The following is an 18231-nucleotide window of genomic DNA, read 5'->3' as shown; positions in this document are numbered from 1 at the left end:
ATTTCCGCCATCCATGTCGAGACTGTCATGACTATTTCCCTGTACGCCGCTTCCGTTCCTGTCTTCAAGCAAATGCTCAACGCCTTGAGCGATGTGCTGCACAAGGCCGAAGCTCACGCCACGGCGAAGAATATCGAACCCAATGCCTTGCTCCAGGCGCGCCTGTACCCGGACATGTTCCCGCTGGTGCGTCAGGTGCAGATCGCCGTGGACTTCGCCAAGGGCGTATCGGCCCGCCTGGCCGAGGTCGAGCTGCCCAAGTACGACGACACTGAAGTCACCTTCGCTGACCTGCAGGCCCTGATCGCCAAGGTCCTGGCCTTTATCGAGGGCATCCAGCCTTCGCAGATCGATGGCAAGGAAGGCATCGAGATCGTCACCCGTCCGGGCACTCCGAAAGAGAAGCGCTTCAGTGGCCAGTCCTACCTGCTGACCTACGGCCTGCCGCAGTTCTTCTTCCACATCACCACCACCTACGCGATCCTGCGTCACAACGGTGTGGAAGTGGGCAAGCGCGACTACATGGGCGCGTTCTAAGCTGTCCCGCTGAAGAGCGGCACGACCCTTTCAGCGCACATGAAAAAGCCCGGCCAGGTTGACCCTGGCCGGGCTTTTTAGTGGCCGTGAATCAGGCTGAGGCTTGCGCCTTGTCTTCCTGGGCCATGCACGCCGCGGCGGTGAAGAGCACGTCGGTGGAGGAGTTCAGCGCGGTTTCCGCCGAGTCTTGCAGCACGCCGATGATGAAGCCTACGGCCACTACTTGCATGGCGATTTCGCTGGGGATGCCGAACAGGCTGCAGGCCAGCGGAATCAGCAGCAGCGAGCCACCGGCGACACCGGAAGCGCCGCAGGCGCAGATCGCTGCCACCACACTGAGGAGCACGGCGGTCGGCAGGTCGACGGCGATGCCCAGGGTGTGCACGGCGGCCAGGGTCAGCACGGTGATGGTGATCGCCGCGCCGGCCATGTTGATGGTGGCGCCCAGGGGGATGGACACCGAATAGGTGTCTTCATGCAGGCCCAGGCGCTTGCTCAGTTCCAGGTTCACCGGAATGTTGGCCGCCGAACTGCGGGTGAAGAACGCGGTGATGCCGCTCTCGCGCAGGCAGGTCAGTACCAGTGGGAAGGGATTGCGGCGGATCTTCCAGAACACGATCAGCGGGTTCATCACCAGGGCCACGAACAGCATGCAGCCGATCAGTACCGCCAGCAGGTGCAGGTAGCCCAGCAGCGCATCGAAGCCGGAAGTGGCCAGGGTCGAGGCCACCAGGCCGAAGATCCCCAGGGGCGCGAAGCGGATCACCACGCGCACGATCAGGGTGACGCCATTGGACAGGTCATCGAGCACGGTGCGGGTGGTCTCGCCGGCATGACGGATGGCCACGCCCATGCCGATGGCCCAGGCCAGGATGCCGATGAAGTTGGCGTTCATCAGGGCGCTGACCGGGTTGTCCACCACGCTCAGCAGCAGGCTTTGCAGCACTTCGGTGATGCCGCCGGGAGCGGTGATGGCGACGTCGTGGGTCGACAGCACCAGGGCGGAAGGGAACAGGCTGCTGGCGATCACGGCTACCACCGCGGCAGCGAAGGTGCCCAGCAGGTAGAGCACGAGGATCGGCCGGATATGGGTTTCCTGGCCGTGCTTGTGGTTGGCGATGGAGGCCATCACCAACACGAACACCAGGATCGGTGCCACGGCCTTGAGCGCCGAGACGAAGACCTTGCCGATGAAGGTGGTGGACTTCGCCACTTCAGGTGCCAACAGGGCCAGGGCGATCCCGGCAAGCAGGCCGATGACGATCTGTGTCACCAGGCTGAGGCGTTTGAGGGTGTGCAGAAGGGAAGGAGGGGAAGCGCTCATAGCGGTATCTCTATTTTTTTAATGTGCAGTGCATGCCGGGTACCCTGGGCCGGAAGTGGTCCGGGCTGGAGCGGCACCCATGGCTGCGGTGGTCAATGGCAACCGGCGATCGGGCCGCTTGAGTGGCAGCGCGCGATCAGGCCTGTTTCTGGCAGGGGGCGGACTTTATCACAGCAACCAGGGCTTCCCGCGTCGATGTGACGATCTGCCACTTGCCGCTGCAAGAAAAGCGACGACGTGGCGGTTGCCCTGACCCGTACTCACTCTGTTAATATTCGCCATCCCCTTTTCCTATCCAGTCAGCGGGCCCTTCGGGCTGTCGCTGCTGTCGCCGTTTCTGGAGTTCTTGATGTTGTTGCCCATCCTGCTGTTGTCGGCCGCGGGTTTTACCGTGCTGACCACGGAATTCATCATCGTCGGCCTGTTGCCGTCGATTGCCCGGGACTTGCAAGTCAGTGTGTCCCAGGCCGGCTTGCTGGTGACCCTGTTCGCGTTCACCGTCGCCGCTTTCGGGCCCTTCCTGACCGCCTATTTCGCGCGTTTTCCGCGCAAGCAGCTGTTTATCAGCGTGCTGCTGATGTTTGGCCTGGCCAATACCCTGGCCGCCCTGGCGCCGAACATCTGGGTGATGTCCCTGGCGCGACTGGTGCCGGCCCTGGGGTTGCCGGTGTTCTGGGCCCTGGCCAGCGAAACGGCAGTGGACATCGTCGGCCCGGACTATGCCGGGCGCGCCATTGCCAAGATCGGCTTCGGCATTGTCTGCGCCACGGTGTTCGGGATTCCCGTGGGCACTCTGATTGCTGACGCCTTTGGCTGGCGCAGTGCTTTCGGCCTCCTGGCTCTGGTGGCCTTCGGCAAGGCCCTGCTGCTGTGGGTCTATCTGCCGACTACCAAGCCACATAACGAACAGGCGAGCCTGCGTTCGCAGTTCCGCATCCTGCGCAGCCCGCTGATGCTGGGGCATGTGCTGCTGTCGATCCTGGTGTTCAGTGGCATGTTCACTGCCTACACCTACCTGGCGGATATTCTCGAGCGCCTCGCGGGCTTTAATGGCACGTTGGTGGGTTGGTGCCTGATGGGCTTCGGCGCGGTGGGGTTGATTGGCAACTCTCTGGGGGGGCGAGCTGTGGACCGGCATCCGCTGATCGCGTCCATGATGTTCTGTGGGTTGATGATCGGCGGCATGGTGGCCCTGGTGCCGAGCATTCATTCGACCCTGGGGTTGGCGGCAGCCATGGGCGTTTGGGGTGTGACCCAGGCAGCGTTGTTCCTGGTCAGCCATGTGCGGCTGATCAAGGCGGCACCGCAAGCACCGGCGTTCGCCGCGTCGCTGAACATCGCCGGGGCCAACCTGGGAATCGGCCTGGGGGCCATGGTCGGCGGCCGGGTGATCGATACCCTGGGGCTGGGCAGCCTGGGGTTCGCGGCGTCCGGCTTCATTTTGCTGTCCATCGTCCTGGCGTTGCTGCTGATGAACCTCAAGGCACCGGACGCCTGTCCTTCCTGATCAGTGGTTCAGGGGTGTGAACAGTTCCCGGCGCGCCCCTTCGGTGATGGCGACAATGCCGGGGTGTTTGACCTTGCGCTCCACGGAGATGGCATAGAACGATTCGGTCACGGCATCGGTCTGGCCAATCAGTTGCACGCCGTACTGTTGCCGGACCTCATCGGCAATCACGCTGGGAGCGATAAAGATCCCGCTGCCGGACTGGCCGAAGGCCTGCATCAAAGCGCTGTCATCGAATTCGCCGATGATCCGCGGTTGCAACTGCTGTTCGGCGAACCAGCGCAATAGGCGGCTGCGAACCACGGTTTCCTGGCCCGGGATCAGCAGCGGGGCGCCGTGCAGGCCTCGGGGAAAGTCCGCACCGTGCAATCGCGCCAACTCCTCGGTGGCGAAGAAGCTGACGCCGCATTCTCCGAGTTTCTGGCTGTAACCCTTGATGTCCAGGTGCGAGGGCATGGGGCTGTCGGAGATCACCAGGTCCAGGCGCTGAATGGCCAGGTCCGCCAGCAGCCGTTCCAGCTTGTCTTCGCGACAGGTCAGGCGAATCGGGTCGCTGAGCTCCATGGTCGGCGCGATAAGGCGATAGACAATGGACTTGGGCACCACGTCTGCCACGCCGACACGGAACTGGATCTGTTGCTCGTCGGGTCGGGCCCGGAGCATGGCTTCCAGTTCGCCGCCGAGCTGGAACATCTGTTCGGCGTAGGGCAGGGCCTGGCGCCCGGCTTCGCTCAGCTCCAGCTGGCGTCCGACCCGGCGAAACAGTTCGATGCCATAGGTCTGCTCCAGCAGGCTGATCTGGCCGCTGATGGTTTGTGGGGTCAGATTGAGCTGCTCGCAGGCGCGGACGATGCTGCCGGTCTTGGCTACAACCCAGAAATAATGCAGTTGGCGGTAGTTGAGCATGGTGACTGTCAGTTCGTTAAAACCGAAGTATAACTGCTAAAAATACGAATTTTCCTGAAGTATTACTCTCCTTAGAATGCCTCGCTATCGACGGGGCCCCACTTGGCCCCGTCCGTTCTATCGAGGAATACGGCATGTCATTCAAAACCCTGGGCGCAGCGTCGCTGCTGGCCCTGTCTATGCTGACCCTGGCGGGTTGTGATCAGGCGGAAAAAAGCGCTCAACAGGTGCTGGACAAGGCGGCCGAGACTGCCAAGCAAGCCATCGACGATACCCACAAGGCCGCAGAGCAAGCGTTGAGTGACGCCACGCAAAGTGTGACCGGTAAGGAAAAACCACAGGAAGACGCGGCCAAGAAGCCGGAGTCTTCCCAGGAAATCTGATCTTTCATACAACCGATTCAGGATTGACCCATGGATTACCTTTTACAACTCGCTGCCAGCCCCACTGCTTGGGTCGCCCTGGCCACCCTGGTGGTGATGGAAATCGTGCTCGGCATCGATAACCTGATCTTTATTTCCATCCTCACCAACAAGTTGCCGGAAAAGCATCGGGCCAAGGCGCGGCGCATCGGTATTGGCATGGCGTTGTTCCTGCGTCTGGCGCTGCTCAGCACCATCGCCTTCATTGTCCAGCTCACCGAGCCGGTGATCGACGTGATGGGGCAGAGCTTCTCCTGGAAAGACATGATCCTGATTGCCGGTGGCTTGTTCCTGGTGTGGAAAGCCACCACCGAGATCCACCACAGCATGGTTCCGGAGCCTGAGGCGGACAAACCCCAGACACCGGGCGTGGCCATCGGCTTTGCCGCTGCGATCGGTCAGATCCTGTTGCTGGACATGGTGTTTTCCATCGACAGCATCATTACTGCCGTGGGCATGACCGAGCACTTGCCGATCATGATCATTGCCGTGGTGGTGTCGGTACTGGTGATGCTGCTGGCTGCCGAGCCGCTCGCCAAGTTCATCAATGACAACCCGACCGTGGTGATGCTGGCCCTGGGTTTCCTGATCATGATCGGCATGACCCTGATCGCCGAAGGCTTCGGCGCTCATGTGCCCAAAGGGTATGTGTATGCGGCGATGGCGTTCTCGGCGGCCATTGAAAGCCTGAACATGCTGGCTCGTCGGGCTCGGCAGAAGCGTCAGGCGGCGCAGGCCGAGGGCTGATTCGCAATCATGGCAAACGGCCGTCTGTACTCCTTGGAGTCAGGCGGCCGTGTTGTTTTCGGGAGAGCGCAAATGCTGATCAGTGAGCAGGGGCGGGGCGCCGGGCGGCTTTTGCGGTCTTGATGTCGGGGGTGGACTGCTGGGGCTGATGATGGTGGCGGCGGGTGATGCGCAGCACGCCCCAGAGCATTGCAGCGGCTACGGCCAGCCAGCCCAGGATCAGCATCACTATCGTCGTTGTCAGGCTCATAAGTGCCTCCTTGATGCCCTGTCCAGGGCACACACTCTTACCAATGGACAGTCTAGTAGCCTCTGTGTTTCAGGCTATTGACCAATAGTCGAGAGTCTTCGAACACTTCGCTCTATGGTTTGCAATTAACTGCCGCCTAACGCTATACCCTTGCCCGTGAGCACCCTATGATCAAGTCCCCAGCCGGGACCGGGTCGTCCGGCGTTTGAATATAGAGAGCGATGATGGTGCGGGTATTTCCTCGATTTCGAGCGGCGTTGCTGGTCAGCGCCTGTGTCTTGAGCCTGGCCGGTTGTGCTGGCAGCGTGCAACCCGAGATCCAGCGCCTGCCGGAGCGGGTGGAGCTCAACAGCGTGCCGTTTTTCCGTGGAGAGATGTATCAAAGTGGCCCCGGAGCCTTGGCTGGCATGCTGTCGCAACAGGGCATCGTGATTACTCCGGGGCTGTTGGACAAACCCTTGCACCTGCCTGGCGCCGAGGCGCAATTGCAGCAGAACATGCAGAGCCTGGCGCGTGAGTACGGGATGGTGGTCTATCCCCTGGATGAGCATTTAGCAGCCCTGCTGACCCAGGTGGCGGCGGGTTATCCGGTACTGGTGCGCTTTACCGAAGGTTCGACGTTCTGGGCTGAACCGCGTTATGCGGTATTGGCCGGCTATAACCGGGACAAGCAAACAGTGCTGCTGCGCGGAGCGAAAAGCCGTCGGCAACTGATGAGTTTCAGTGAGTTCGAGTCTTCCTGGAAGAACGCCGGGAGCTTTGCGGTACTGATTCAGGCGCCCGATCAGTTGCCGGCCAAGGTCGATCGCCAACGCTGGTTGAAAGCCGCCAATGAACTGGGGCAGGCCGGTCAGGAACAGGCGGCGGCCAGGGCCAGCAAAGCGCTCGACAGCCACTGAAGCCTGCAGACAACAACGGCGCCATGGGGCGCCGTTGTTGTGCTTGAGTATCAGTGCGAGGCTTGAGGGGCCGCGGTCTGACGGTTCTTGAGGTTTTTGTCGGCCTTGTAGCGCAAGGCTACGTCCGGTACCGAGCCACTCTTGCCGGTTTCTACCCAGTTGCGGATGCGGCTGGCGTCGGCGAAGTGGGTGTACTTGCCGAAGGCATCGAGAATCACCAGGGCTACCGGGCGATTGCTCATGCTGGTGACCAGCACCAGGCAGTGACCTGCCTGATTGGTAAAGCCGGTCTTGGTGATCTTGATGTCCCATTTTTCCTTGTTGACCAAGTGGTCGGTGTTGCGAAAGCCCAGGGTGTAGTTGGGCTTGCGGAACGCCACGGTCTTTTCCTTGGTGGTGCTCAGTTCACTCAGCAGCGGGTATTTGCGGGCGGCCACCAGCAATTTGCTCAGGTCGCGAGCCGTGGACACGTTATGGATCGACAGACCGGTGGGTTCCACATAGCGGGTGTGGGTCATTCCCAGGGACTTGGCCTTGGCGTTCATGGCTGCGATGAAGGCCGGGTAGCCTCCCGGGTAGTGATGGGCCAGGCTGGCGGCGGCACGGTTTTCCGAGGACATCAGGGCGATCAGCAGGGTATCCCGACGGCTTAGTTCACTGTTGAGCTTGACCCGGGAGAACACGCCTTTCATTTCCGGGGTGTCGCTGATGTTCATGGAGATGTATTCGTCCAGGGGCAGCTTGGCGTCCAGAACCACCATAGCGGTCATCAGTTTGGTCACCGAAGCGATGGGCACTACGACGTCGGGATTGCTGGAATAGATGACTTTGTTGGTTTGCAGGTCCAGCAGCAGGGCGCTGCCGGATGCAATATGCAATTGTGAAGTGTCTCTTGGCGCCGCGGTGGTTTCGCTGGCGTCGACGCTGTGCGCGATCAAGGTGCCGGACACAGCAAACAACAAGCTGAGGATGGAGAGACGAATTTTCACGCGGGCGGACTCAATAAAGATGGATATGCCGTTTGGCAACGGGCTTTTTCGGGAAAACGTTACATTTTATGAATATAGCTGAGGTACTGTCGATTGTTCTTCAGCGGTCAGTCGAAAACCCTTAAAAACCAAGAAAAAACACCGTTTTTTCCTGAGCGGTACTGCGGTTTCAGAATAGGCCGGGGGCGATCCTGAGCGCTAAGATTCAGGTGCGATAAAGAGCTCCGGGGCGGTGTAGCGTTGGCGCATAAAAAAACCCGCCATTGGCGGGTTTTTTATACGCTGTCGAAAACTTAGCTGTGCAGCGACTCGGCGGCGTACAGGGTGTTTTCCAGCAGGCAGGCGCGGGTCATGGGGCCTACGCCACCCGGTACTGGAGTGATCCAGCCTGCGCGGGGCAGGGCGGTTTCATAAACCACGTCGCCCACCAGCTTGCCGTCTTCCTGGCGATTGATGCCGACGTCGATGACGATAGCGCCTTCCTTGATCCACTCGCCCTTGACCAGGCCTGGCTTGCCTGCTGCAACGACTACCAGGTCGGCACGGCCAACGTGGCCGGCCAAATCCTTGGTGAAACGGTGGGTGACGGTCACGGTGCAACCAGCCAACAGCAACTCCATGGCCATCGGGCGCCCGACGATATTGGATGCGCCGACTACTACTGCATCCATGCCATACAGATCGGCACCGGTGCTTTCCAGCAGGGTCATGATGCCTTTCGGAGTGCAGGGTCGCAGCAGGGGAATGCGTTGGGCCAAACGCCCGACGTTATAAGGATGGAAGCCATCCACGTCTTTGTCCGGACGAATGCGTTCTAGTAGTAGAGAGGCATCCAGGTGCTCAGGGAGTGGCAGCTGTAGCAGGACACCGTCGATGTTCGGGTCATCGTTGAGGCGATCGATCAAGCCAGCCAGGGCTTCTTGAGTGGTGTCGGCGGGCAAGTCATAGGCTTGTGAGAGGAAGCCGACCTCTTCGCAGTCTTTACGCTTGTGCGAGACATAAACCTGAGAGGCCGGGTCGCTGCCGACCAGAATCACCGCAAGGCCCGGAGTACGCAGGCCTTGCTGGCGACGCTCGGCGACACGTTTGGCGATCTGCTGGCGCAGGCTAGCGGCGATCGCTTTGCCGTCGATTAGTTGTGCAGTCATGACGCGTGATTAACCATCGAGAGGGAGAGAAAAAGAGAACGCATTCTCGCATGTCGGAACGTGAGGGCAAAGGCGCTTGGTCTGCAAATTCCCCTAACTCCTTTAATTAAATGAATTTTTTTCAAAAAAGAGTTGACGACCTAAAGGCTCGTCTATAACATTCGTCGCACTTGTCGGGCACAGCCTAGCACTGGTTAAGAAGGTCGGGCAGAGTTGATGTTTAGCTCGTAACGACTGAAAGCAATTAGTTTGTAATCGTTAAAGAATACAGATTAATAAGGCGCCCGTAGCTCAGCTGGATAGAGCATCCGCCTTCTAAGCGGATGGTCGCAGGTTCGAGTCCTGCCGGGTGCGCCATTAGGCAGCTTTGGCACAAGTAACGCAATATGGTGGGCGTAGCTCAGTTGGTAGAGCACAGGATTGTGACTCCTGTTGTCGTGGGTTCGATCCCCATCGTCCACCCCATATTCGAAGAAGGCGCCAGATTAATAGTCTGGCGCCTTTGCTTTAAAAGCTTGTTAAGCGGACGTGGTGGAATTGGTAGACACACTGGATTTAGGTTCCAGCGCCGCAAGGTGTAAGAGTTCGAGTCTCTTCGTCCGCACCAAATCAAGTTTCGCCGAGTTTCAATAACTTCCGCGAAGCCCAGTAAAGAAGCCGCCTAGAGCGGCTTTTTTATTGCGTGTAGTTCCGCCATCTTTCGCCGTCTTCCGCATTTATCTAGTACATTCGCAAGTACACCCGTGAATTCGACTGTACTGGATGTACTGATGCCCCTCACAGACACCGCCGTCCGGCAATCAAAGCCCCAAGAGAAAGACTACAGCCTCAATGATACCGACGGCCTGTCGCTGTTCGTTGCTGCCAAGGGCACCAAGTCCTGGCACTTCCGCTTCACCTTGCACGGCAAGCAGTCGCGCTACTCCCTCGGCACCTATCCGGCGCTGTCCCTGCGGGATGCACGGACGATGCGCGACGAGGCCCGCAGCCTGGTGGCCAAGGGCATCGACCCCAGGGCGGAACGCCGGCAGGAGCGACACGCCGCAGCGGTCAGCGCTGAAAACACCTTCGAGGCAGTGGCCAGTCGTTGGCACAACTTCAAGGCCCTGCGCCTGACTAACGCAAAGAAGGGAAGTGCGGAGCAGTCTCGCCGCTACCTGGACAAGGACTTGATCCCGTCCCTGGGCCCTATCCCGATTGACCAGGTACGCCGGGCCGACGTGCTCAAGGCCGTCCGCAAGATTGAGGCCCGGGGTGCGCTGCATGTCGCAGAGAAGTGCCGAGGGTGGCTTAACGAGATCTTCCGCTACGCGATAGCAGAGGACCTTATTGAGATGAACCCTGCGTCCGATATCGACGTGGTGGCCGCCATCCAGCCGCCGGTGGAGCACAACCCGATATTGCGCCGGCATGAGCTTGCCGATTTCCTGGTGAAGTTACGCGCCAGCGGCATGGGCATGCTCACGAAGTCGGCAATTCGCCTGATGCTGTTAACGATGGTGCGCACTATCGAAGCGCGCAGGGCATCGCCGAAGCACTTCGACCTGGAGGCCAAGCTCTGGAGCATTCCGCCTGACGACGTCAAGCAGCTACAGAGCAGGGTTAGAACTGAGAGTGGGGAGATTCCGCCGTATCTGGTGCCACTGTCGCGGCAGGCGGTGGTGGTGGTGCGGGAGGTGATGCAGGTCACGGGGCGTTGCAAGCTTCTATTTACCGGCCGGAACGACCCGAGCAAGGTAATGAGCGAGAACACCGTGAACCAGGCAATCAAAGGGATGGGGTTCAGGAATCGACTCACGGGCCACGGAATCCGTGGCACCGCGTCGACGATCCTGAATGAGCTGGACTACAACAAGGATTGGATCGAGGCGCAGCTCTCGCATGCTGACGACAACAAGGTGCGGGGGTCGTACAACCATGCGGAGTATGTGGAGCAGCGCCGGCGGATGATGCAGGACTGGGCCGATTATCTCGACCACCTGGAGGCAGGGGGGGATTGTGACGTCTGGCCGAACCCCGCCTACAGCTTCAAGCCTGCTGAGCACGGGACGCCTGGGCCTGGGCTAGGTTCCATTGCAGAACCTCGGACTTGATCCAGGCGACCGAGCGGCTGCCAAGCTTGACCTGACGTGGGAACTCGCCGGCCTTGGCCTTCATGTAGATAAAGGTAGTGCCCATGCCGGTGAGGTTTTTCACCTCTGGCAGCTTGATGTATTCGATGTGTTCGATGTGTTGCTCTTGAGTTTGCATAGGGATTCCTCGCCCGCCATCACCGGCAGGCTCCGATTGTTGAGTGGGGTGTTTCAGATGGTGCTGATTGGCCGCCGGCGTTGCGCCGTGGCACTGTGCGGGTGTTCGCCCGGTCTATGTCTTGCCTACTGCCGGCTGACTGCTCCCGGGCCGGGCGGACTCTTCAGTTCTTGTAGCCGCTACTGATGCGGTCGGCGATCCCCTCCAGGCTCTCAGCCATTCCCCACATGTCGTTGTTGTCGCGGCGGGATACGACCTTGCAACGGGCAACGTTGCGGCCGATCAAGATCCATGCAGCCAACCTGATTAACCAGGCCTCGGCCTTTCTGCGAAAAAACCTGTTCATGGCCTTGGCCCCCTGTAGATCAGATAGAGCATGTAGGCGAGGGGAGCTATCACTATTCAGCCTCCAAAGGCCCGCTTGTAGCGGGCTTGAGTTAACGAAATGGTTTACATCAGGGCCGCGATGCAGGCGTCAGCGATACGACGTCGTAGCACCTGCCTTTCCTCGACATTGATAAAACCCTTCTTCCGCAAACGTTCGGCCCATAGATCGCAACCTCTAAGAAATTGATTTCTAGCCTTGCGGGATTTGACCGGTGCAAGCGCAACCATTGACTCTGCAAACTGCCTCATGAGGATCTTCTCGCTGGTTATGGAAGGCACATGGTCAAGCGGTTGGGGTGTCGGTTTCCCGACTATTTGCGTCGTGCCCACCAGCAGACGGGGCCATCGTCGGTGTCGTGGATGGCCAGACAGAACCAGCCTTCACCATCTGGACGCTCAGGTTCCCAGTAGCTGAAGTCTGGGGCCCCGGATTCGAAGTAGCGATCCGCAACTGATTCGTCAGCGCACTCAAGGCGAACTTGCTTCACCGCAAGCCCTTGTTCGGCCACCCAAGCCTTGCACTTCTCGCCGTCGCCTTCGTCGAAGTCGGGCATATCAGGGTGCTGGAACGAGCCCATTTCGTCGCGAACGACCGGTGCTGCTTGGATCAGTTTGATTTCTTCAGGCATGACTTCATCCTTGGCCGCTATAGCGGCTGACTTGAATGTGGGGGAGGGGTGAGGTTTTCGTGGGCGGAGTACAAATGTACTCCTGTCAGAATTTGGCTGGTTCAGCCTTCACGGCCAGGCCCTCTACTGCCTTGCTGTAGATGAGCTTGATCTGGTCCCACGGGATGGTGTGTTTCTGCCCGTACTCGCCTTCACCGTCGCAGATTTCGCAGCCTTCCGACGGTTCTTCAAGCTCCCGGCATTCCGGGCATTCGTGCGTGGATTGCAACTTGAATTCGCCGAGTAGCAGGGCCTTTGCGCCATTCTCGGCTGTAAGGTGGCGGGGCATGATGCAGTAGCCATCCGGTGCTGCCGGCGCGACCTGTTGGGCCAGCTTTGCGCGCAGCCCTTCGTTCTCCTTCTCCAGCCGCTTGGCCTCGTCGAACCAGCTGCGCCGCGACAGCTCGCGATCGTTGTCGCTGAACTCCAAGTCGTCTATGCGCTGATCTCTTTCGTTCAGATCTGACTGAAGGGCAGCAACTCGCTGTTCCAGGTGTTGGGTTTCTGTGGGCATGGGGAGTCCTATCCGGGGCTTGCCCGGGTGATAGAGATCTGCTGGGGATCAACTACAGTTCAGCTGTCAGTAACACGGAGGTGAGCATGGCTTGCTATATCTGCGAGGGGCCGGCGGTAGAGGTGCCATCTGGAGGGCACTTTTTTGAGCTGGTATGCACGAAGTGTGGGAGCTACGGACTTCCAAAGCTTCTGGTTAAGGAGATGCGAGATCGTCAGCAACGTTTCCACGTCGGCCGAACGAGGGAGTACCTCAAAATGCGAGTCGAGAACAAAGAGCCACCGTGGATAACGCCCGTTGATATCAACAACTATCAGTTGTTTGGTGGAGGCACGGGAGATGGCGGAGGTTAGGTAGCCAGCTGTTTTAGTATCCTCCGACCGATCCAGCGAACGACTGGCACGGCCTTGCTGTTACCGATGGCTTTGTAGCGAGGTCCATCCGGACATTCCTCCGCGGGCTTGCCGCGATAGGAGATGCGTGTGTAATCGTCAGGGAAGCCCTGGAGGCGCTCACACTCAGTTGGAGTCAAGCGCCGGACGTCTGACGCCCCCGATGTGATTGGCTGGCCTCGCCCTGCCCCGTCTTCGCAGCCATCGAAGTCATCGGCTTTCAGGGTGTGGGTGATGTCGCCGGTTATGCAGACGGCGACCTGGCCACCGGCGTTGGCGTGACTGCCTGAGTGACTCATTACACGCAGGGTAGGGGCGATCTCCCCGAAGTCTGACCCCTGATCCTTGCAGGAGAATGCAAGAACAGCATTCTCCTGGCCATTGTTCCGGCCCAGCGTGTGCGCCTGGCCTATGCTTATGCACGGATCCTGCGTTCCGTGCACTACGAAGGCTTCGCTTTCGAAATCCATTCTTCCGCTGGCGCTGGCGCATGCGTTGCGTGCTGGAGCGATATCTATTGGGCCGCTGGTGTTATTCCCCCCATACACTGACACGGGGATGAATACTTCCGAGTCGGCTCGATGACTGCTTTGCGACTGAGCTCGGAGTGCTGGAGCGGCTAGCGGAATATCATCGGTGCTGTATCCGCCGTTCTTTCGAGCGCCGCCTGTAATTGTTCCGGCAGCGTCTTCCCCCTCGCCTCGGCGCGGCGCACTATCCCGGCGCACGCCTTCGCGCTCAAAAAGTACCTCGGTGGGATCGAACCCGTTTCGAGCACTTGCGACAACGAACACACGACGGCGTCGTTGGGCCAGGCCGAAATATTGGGCGTCCAGGATCCTCCACGCGATTGTTCTCTTGGGTCCATACACACAACCAGCGTCCTGCCATTTCTTCCCTGAAGGCTGCAGCTCGCAGTCTTCCCCAGCAAGCGCGCCAAGAAAGCATCCGAAGGCGTTCCCTTTGTCGCTGAGGACGCCGGGGACGTTCTCCCAGACGATAACGCTGGCGGGCTTTCGCTGACCGGCGCGAACATAGTCAACTGCATCTGCAAGCTCCACGTATTTGATGGTGAGGGCACCGCGCGGGTCGGTTAGGCCTTCGCGCATACCGGCAACCGAGAAGGCCTGGCACGGGGTACCACCGACCAACACGTCCGGCGCCGGGATCTTGCCGGCCAGCACTAGGGCGGCCAGCTTTGTCATATCGCCGTGGTTCGGCACGTCGGGGTAGTGGTGGGCCAGGACCGCCGAGGGGAACGGCTCAATCTCGGCGAACCAGGCGGCGCGCATGCCCAGCGGGTGCCAGGCCTGTGTCGCGGCTTCGATACCGCTGCACACGCTTCCATAGGTAATGGGCATGGGGATTCCTCGCCTGTATATTGCGGGACCAGTTAATTAAGGAGTTAAAAAGGGATGGATCTTTCAGAGAGGATTAAGTCGCTTATCCCTGAGGTTCTACAGTATTTTTTGGAGCTCAGACGATGCGAGAGAGCGCAAAATAAACTGGATCTAAAAGAACCGCCAAATACCGAAGACGAATACTGGAGTGGAGCTCGAATGAATTACATTCGAGATAGCGACGCTCTTTATGAGTGGCGCCAATTGATTCAGACGCGCCACCTTCGGCAAGTCGCGCAAAAACTGTCTATTTCAATGCCAGACCATGAAGATAAGAATTTATATGGCAGAGTTGATTACGATAACGATGAGGCAATGCCCCAATATCTATTGCCAGAGGGGGTACGCCAGCTCCGCACGGCTATTCGAGAGGAGCGAAAGCATCGGCGCGAAGCGGTAGGTTATTGGTTTGGTATAGCTGTCGGGTTGATCGGTGCCTTGACGGGGCTTGTTTCGGCCTTTAAGGACTGACGATTAATCACCACAGAAACAGGCAATGGCCTCGTCGTGGCCGGCGAACATGCCGAATTGGTTTCGGAGTAGTCGAATATCTGCTGGTAGCTAGTTCATCCGCTGCAATAGCCTGAGTCACAATCAGCTGGGAACATTTCCATCTGGTCACGTGGCCTGGGCGCTGCTGCCCACTGCACAACGGCGCGAATGCCAACGGCACCTTTGCGGCGCCCAGTGCGAAACATCACTCGGGGCTTTCCTTTTCTGGTGAAGCCCAGGTCTTTCTCGGTAATGTCGATCAGTTGTATCCGGTCCTCGGAAAGCAACCGAATGTCATCGATATTTGCATTGATGCACGGGTAGCACTCGAGCGACCGGTGAGGTAGCACGTCGAAGCCCGCGCGATGGAGCAGGGCGTCACGCATGGCATCGTCGTGCCGGACAAGGGGCTGCCACAGCTCCCTCCGGCCATGCCGCTCTGATTCCATAACGTGCTCCTCGGCGTCCGAACGGTGCCTGCTTTCGCTGCGCCGCACGCCTGTCATGGCTGTTGCCTCTTTGTCTGGGTCGTTGGAGTCGAGCCATTCCAATGCTGGAATCACTTTTAACTCCGCGGTGCAGAATTGACCCTGTCCGCCAGCGCCCGGCCAGCCGCGTTTACGCTTGACCAGTTCGAGCATCCCCTCCGATTTGGTGCGGGCGGTGGTGAATCCGTAGCCCTGGGCCAGCGCCTCTCCCTTGGCTACACGGTTGGCCCACCAGCTTGCGGACCAGCCGGTGTCAGAGTAGAGGCACACGACATCCTTCAGGCCGAGCTCATGCGCCCACTGGATCAGGGCGATGGAGTCATTTCCGTAACTGCAGAACAAGACGTGCATAGGTGATCCTCGCCGGCTGGCGTGATTCGTAGAAGTGGGGTATTTATGCTCGGCCCGGTATGGAGCCGGATCAAGGAGATCGAAATGCTATTACTGAGCAGTGAATTGAGCAGTGCCGACTTGACAAATGTTGAACAGGTTTTTGTTCATGTCGGCCCCATGAAGGATCCAGGCGTGACGATCCTGCGCGCATTGAATATCAAAGATCAGCGTCTTTCTAATGATCGTGCCCCGTACGAAAGATCTGCGTTCTCTTCGGTAGATCGAACGGATGATGAAGCGCTTGAGAGTATTCGGGGAAAATTGCTCAGCAATCCGACTCTTATCCGAGACAAAGCGACCATTAGTAGTGCTAAGTGGCTAACCCACAAGATTGAAATCACAGCTGGCTGATCGAAGCGCGAGCTCAACCTGAGTCTCCGGCTGCCAGATTGGTGAACTATTGTGAGCCTCGATCCGGTCGGCGATCACATTTGCGCGCTGACCAGCAGTGGGCGGCGCGTACATCCCGAATCGGCTGATGCTTCCGCCATTTACCGCGGCGTTCGTGGAGTCTGCAGAGGCGAAGGGTAGGTGCTGGAATATCGCGGGGTCGAGCATTCGCAACCCGTGCAGCCTACACATCGGCCGGCCCTGGTCGTCACAGACAGCGTCCATCGCGGCGCCAATCCGCTTCCACCATGACCAAGTGCCCGGTGTAGACCATTGCCCAGAACTGCCAAGGGCAACGGTTCGCCAAAACCTCGCCAGTCGCTGCAGTCGCTCAGTCGATTCGTGCAAGTGCCAAACTGGCACTCCACGTAGTTCCTCTGGCCACTGCCGAACAAGGTCATCGTTGGCCTCTTCATCGCCGTCAATGACATCCGGAATGAGTGCCCAAGTGAATCCAGGGTGTCGATGCCAGTCTTCGACCCAGCGCGTGTAGCCTTCTACGTCTACCTGGCCACCCTTTTTCCAAACCGTGAACGCGCCGTTATCGAAAACAAACGATTTGCACACATCGGCGACAATCCCAAGATCGTCCTTGCGCGGGAACGGCACAAGTGCGTGCCGGCCTGCCAGGAACTTTGCCGCATCTTCTCGCTTACCGCTGACAGGCGTGCCGTGGTAATGGATCATCCGCTGAGCCTCACTGTTTCGATCTCGACACTCTGGTGCGTGGCGATGATAGTTTGATCGCCACCCAACGATTCGGACAGGCGATCGGCGATCTGTTCATGCCAGCCTTTTTTAATCAGCGCGGTGGCTGCTCGGATATGCTCGACATGGATCATCGACAAGGATTTGAGTTCAAGGCGATAAACAATGGTCTCTCCGTCGGACGGACAGACTGCGGCGAACGTGTGTCGATACGTGTTCATATGTGATCCTCGTCAGCTGGCGTGATTCGTATAAGTGGGGTATTTGTTTATGCAGGCGACAGCAACGTGCTGACGCATAGAGCAAGGGGCTTGGCTTGAGTAAGGATTCGGTTGTTTGGATTGGTTGCATATTGCTGGTATTTTTAGGGATTCTCATTGGACAAGCGCCCCTTGGTACTGAATTTTTCAAGGCTCCCAATATTCATGACTTCTTCGATATTGTTGGTGTGATCGCTACATGTGCAGCTGTCATAGTCGCGGCATCAGGGCTAAATACTTGGAAAAGCCAGGTAAAGAGTACTGCTGATCATGAGCTTGCAAGAAGAATGGCGATATCATTAGAAAAGTACAAAACAGAAGTTATTAATGTTTGGGCCGACGCCAGGATAGCCGCGAGTCTTGTATTGGATGATGAACGGGTTGAGGGTAAATTGGCTGAAATGATTGTCGAGAGATTCTCGAGCAGTTTGAATAAATTAAATAGTTCACGCGGTGAGCTAAAGGCGGTTGCTCTAGAGTGTAAGGCGATGTGGGATGGGTTGTTGGAGAAGGATCTTAATGCATTATTCATCTTTTCATCGATTTGCGAAGGGTGTGTAAGCTCCTGTATTAGGTTCGTATCACCGACTAGTAACGCGCTTTCAATTGCATCAGCTAAAGGCACTTTTGATATGAATTGGAAGAAAATTGATTTTGGCCCTGAGGCGAACTCCGATCAAGCAACTCTCAGGATCGAAAATATGTTTTCTCCCTTATCTTCGCTTTTAAGCGTAAAGCTTCTTAGGTAGCTCATTCTGTTTCAAGCATCGAGATCCGTGAACGGATGCAACGTCGTGATGGTTATTCGTCGTGACAAATGCGAAGAGCTTCGCGGTCATAGGCGAACTTCAATTTCCGCGACACGTTTTCGGGCATTACGTATTCGTGTCGCGGCGGAGTGATGAGCGGTAGGGCGCCGCCCGGGCCAAGGGCGTGTAGGTGGTGAATCATCAGCGTGATCGCCTCGCCCTGTTCCTCGATGCCGCTCCAGGCCATCAGCTCAGCAAGGGCTTGGCGAGTGCCGGGCAGGCAGTGCAGCCTGATTTCCTCTTCGCCGCGCTCCTTCCTCTTCGCCGAGGCTTTCGCTGAGCGATCCGCATTGCTCTTGGCCATGGCCTACCTCCTCGATGCCGCTGGCCGGTATTGTCGACCAGGTTTGA

23 protein-coding genes and 3 tRNA genes are annotated in these 18231 nt (G+C 58.4%); 12 read left to right on the top strand and 14 right to left on the bottom strand.

The genetic code is table 11. The features are described from left to right. Nucleotides 1-27 precede the first annotated feature (27 nt). Nucleotides 28-537 (top strand): DUF1993 domain-containing protein, encoded by a 510-nt coding sequence (locus FW796_RS19225; RefSeq protein ID WP_346635155.1) that lies wholly within the window; start codon nt 28-30, stop codon nt 535-537. A 91-nt stretch (nt 538-628) separates the two neighbouring features. Here FW796_RS19225 and sstT read toward each other — a convergent pair whose 3' ends face one another. Further along, entirely contained in the window at nt 629-1861 is a 1233-nt protein-coding gene (sstT, locus tag FW796_RS19220; protein WP_346635154.1) for a serine/threonine transporter SstT, read from the bottom strand. Between the two features lie 349 nt (nt 1862-2210). Here sstT and FW796_RS19215 point away from each other — a divergent pair, with 349 nt between their 5' ends. Next, complete coding sequence (locus FW796_RS19215) at nt 2211-3368, top strand: MFS transporter (RefSeq protein WP_446439806.1); 1158 nt, start codon at nt 2211-2213, stop codon at nt 3366-3368. Here FW796_RS19215 and nhaR read toward each other — a convergent pair whose 3' ends face one another. Next, nucleotides 3369-4274, bottom strand: a complete 906-nt coding sequence (gene nhaR / locus FW796_RS19210) for a transcriptional activator NhaR (RefSeq protein ID WP_346635152.1) — start codon at nt 4272-4274, stop codon at nt 3369-3371. Between the two features lie 134 nt (nt 4275-4408). On the opposite strand from nhaR, the gene FW796_RS19205 reads away from it, so the two are divergent. Then, entirely contained in the window at nt 4409-4657 is a 249-nt protein-coding gene (locus FW796_RS19205; RefSeq protein WP_123727868.1) for a hypothetical protein, read from the top strand. Nucleotides 4658-4687: 30 nt separating this feature from the next. Continuing rightward, on the top strand, nt 4688-5443 hold the full coding sequence (locus FW796_RS19200; RefSeq protein ID WP_446439805.1) for a TerC family protein: 756 nt from the start codon (nt 4688-4690) through the stop codon (nt 5441-5443). 79 nt (nt 5444-5522) lie between these two features. On the opposite strand, the gene FW796_RS19195 is transcribed toward FW796_RS19200, so the two are convergent. Then, nucleotides 5523-5693, bottom strand: a complete 171-nt coding sequence (locus FW796_RS19195) for a hypothetical protein (RefSeq protein ID WP_346635150.1) — start codon at nt 5691-5693, stop codon at nt 5523-5525. A gap of 224 nt (nt 5694-5917) precedes the next feature. Between FW796_RS19195 and FW796_RS19190 the strand changes: the two genes are divergently transcribed. Continuing rightward, on the top strand, nt 5918-6592 hold the full coding sequence (locus tag FW796_RS19190; RefSeq protein WP_346635149.1) for a PA2778 family cysteine peptidase: 675 nt from the start codon (nt 5918-5920) through the stop codon (nt 6590-6592). 50 nt (nt 6593-6642) lie between these two features. Here FW796_RS19190 and pbpG read toward each other — a convergent pair whose 3' ends face one another. Continuing rightward, nucleotides 6643-7581 (bottom strand): D-alanyl-D-alanine endopeptidase, encoded by a 939-nt coding sequence (gene pbpG / locus FW796_RS19185; protein WP_346635148.1) that lies wholly within the window; start codon nt 7579-7581, stop codon nt 6643-6645. Between the two features lie 293 nt (nt 7582-7874). Then, entirely contained in the window at nt 7875-8729 is an 855-nt protein-coding gene (gene folD / locus FW796_RS19180; RefSeq protein WP_102864649.1) for a bifunctional methylenetetrahydrofolate dehydrogenase/methenyltetrahydrofolate cyclohydrolase FolD, read from the bottom strand. A 280-nt stretch (nt 8730-9009) separates the two neighbouring features. Here folD and FW796_RS19175 point away from each other — a divergent pair. From FW796_RS19175 to FW796_RS19160, 4 genes are all read left to right on the top strand, one after another. Further along, nucleotides 9010-9086, top strand: a tRNA-Arg gene (locus tag FW796_RS19175). A 32-nt stretch (nt 9087-9118) separates the two neighbouring features. Continuing rightward, nucleotides 9119-9194, top strand: a tRNA-His gene (locus FW796_RS19170). A 57-nt stretch (nt 9195-9251) separates the two neighbouring features. Continuing rightward, nucleotides 9252-9336: transfer RNA gene (locus FW796_RS19165), tRNA-Leu, on the top strand. Nucleotides 9337-9499: 163 nt separating this feature from the next. Then, complete coding sequence (locus FW796_RS19160) at nt 9500-10822, top strand: tyrosine-type recombinase/integrase (RefSeq protein WP_446439804.1); 1323 nt, start codon at nt 9500-9502, stop codon at nt 10820-10822. Here FW796_RS19160 and FW796_RS19155 read toward each other — a convergent pair. The 5 genes from FW796_RS19155 to FW796_RS19135 form a co-directional block, all read right to left on the bottom strand. Next, nucleotides 10758-10979 (bottom strand): helix-turn-helix transcriptional regulator, encoded by a 222-nt coding sequence (locus FW796_RS19155; protein WP_446439803.1) that lies wholly within the window; start codon nt 10977-10979, stop codon nt 10758-10760. The two genes, FW796_RS19160 and FW796_RS19155, sit on opposite strands and share 65 nt — an antisense overlap. Before the next feature lie 163 nt (nt 10980-11142). Then, on the bottom strand, nt 11143-11325 hold the full coding sequence (locus tag FW796_RS19150; RefSeq protein WP_246881513.1) for a hypothetical protein: 183 nt from the start codon (nt 11323-11325) through the stop codon (nt 11143-11145). A 352-nt stretch (nt 11326-11677) separates the two neighbouring features. Next, the gene (locus tag FW796_RS19145) at nt 11678-11995 is read right to left on the bottom strand and encodes a hypothetical protein (RefSeq protein WP_446439802.1); all 318 of its coding nucleotides are present in this window, start codon (nt 11993-11995) and stop codon (nt 11678-11680) included. Nucleotides 11996-12080: 85 nt separating this feature from the next. After that, nucleotides 12081-12548: a hypothetical protein gene (locus tag FW796_RS19140; protein ID WP_446439801.1), complete on the bottom strand. Its 468-nt coding sequence runs from the start codon at nt 12546-12548 to the stop codon at nt 12081-12083. A 349-nt stretch (nt 12549-12897) separates the two neighbouring features. Then, nucleotides 12898-14301 (bottom strand): DNA cytosine methyltransferase, encoded by a 1404-nt coding sequence (locus FW796_RS19135; protein WP_446439800.1) that lies wholly within the window; start codon nt 14299-14301, stop codon nt 12898-12900. A gap of 54 nt (nt 14302-14355) precedes the next feature. On the opposite strand from FW796_RS19135, the gene FW796_RS19130 reads away from it, so the two are divergent. Further along, nucleotides 14356-14811: a hypothetical protein gene (locus tag FW796_RS19130; RefSeq protein ID WP_446439799.1), complete on the top strand. Its 456-nt coding sequence runs from the start codon at nt 14356-14358 to the stop codon at nt 14809-14811. Nucleotides 14812-14906: 95 nt separating this feature from the next. On the opposite strand, the gene FW796_RS19125 is transcribed toward FW796_RS19130, so the two are convergent. After that, nucleotides 14907-15671 carry a hypothetical protein gene (locus FW796_RS19125; RefSeq protein WP_446439798.1) on the bottom strand — a complete coding sequence of 255 codons (765 nt, stop codon included), beginning with the start codon at nt 15669-15671 and terminating at the stop codon, nt 14907-14909. An 84-nt stretch (nt 15672-15755) separates the two neighbouring features. Here FW796_RS19125 and FW796_RS19120 point away from each other — a divergent pair, with 84 nt between their 5' ends. Further along, on the top strand, nt 15756-16064 hold the full coding sequence (locus tag FW796_RS19120; RefSeq protein WP_446439797.1) for a hypothetical protein: 309 nt from the start codon (nt 15756-15758) through the stop codon (nt 16062-16064). Here FW796_RS19120 and FW796_RS19115 read toward each other — a convergent pair. Together FW796_RS19115 and FW796_RS19110 are read right to left on the bottom strand one after the other, a co-directional pair. Next, a complete protein-coding gene (locus FW796_RS19115; RefSeq protein ID WP_446439796.1) occupies nt 16032-16790 on the bottom strand; it encodes a hypothetical protein in 759 nt (252 codons plus the stop codon). The two genes, FW796_RS19120 and FW796_RS19115, sit on opposite strands and share 33 nt — an antisense overlap. Next, nucleotides 16787-17032 (bottom strand): hypothetical protein, encoded by a 246-nt coding sequence (locus FW796_RS19110; RefSeq protein WP_446439795.1) that lies wholly within the window; start codon nt 17030-17032, stop codon nt 16787-16789. Before FW796_RS19110 ends, FW796_RS19115 begins: the two co-directional genes overlap by 4 nt. A 95-nt stretch (nt 17033-17127) precedes the next feature. Here FW796_RS19110 and FW796_RS19105 point away from each other — a divergent pair, with 95 nt between their 5' ends. Next, entirely contained in the window at nt 17128-17820 is a 693-nt protein-coding gene (locus FW796_RS19105) for a hypothetical protein (RefSeq protein ID WP_446439794.1), read from the top strand. Between the two features lie 52 nt (nt 17821-17872). On the opposite strand, the gene FW796_RS19100 is transcribed toward FW796_RS19105, so the two are convergent. Then, nucleotides 17873-18184 (bottom strand): hypothetical protein, encoded by a 312-nt coding sequence (locus FW796_RS19100; protein ID WP_446439793.1) that lies wholly within the window; start codon nt 18182-18184, stop codon nt 17873-17875. Nucleotides 18185-18231 lie beyond the last annotated feature (47 nt).

Source organism: Pseudomonas sp. 910_21, from assembly GCF_052850735.1.
The sequence above is the reverse complement of the archived record's forward strand: the minus strand, read 5'-3'. Positions and strand labels throughout refer to the sequence as shown.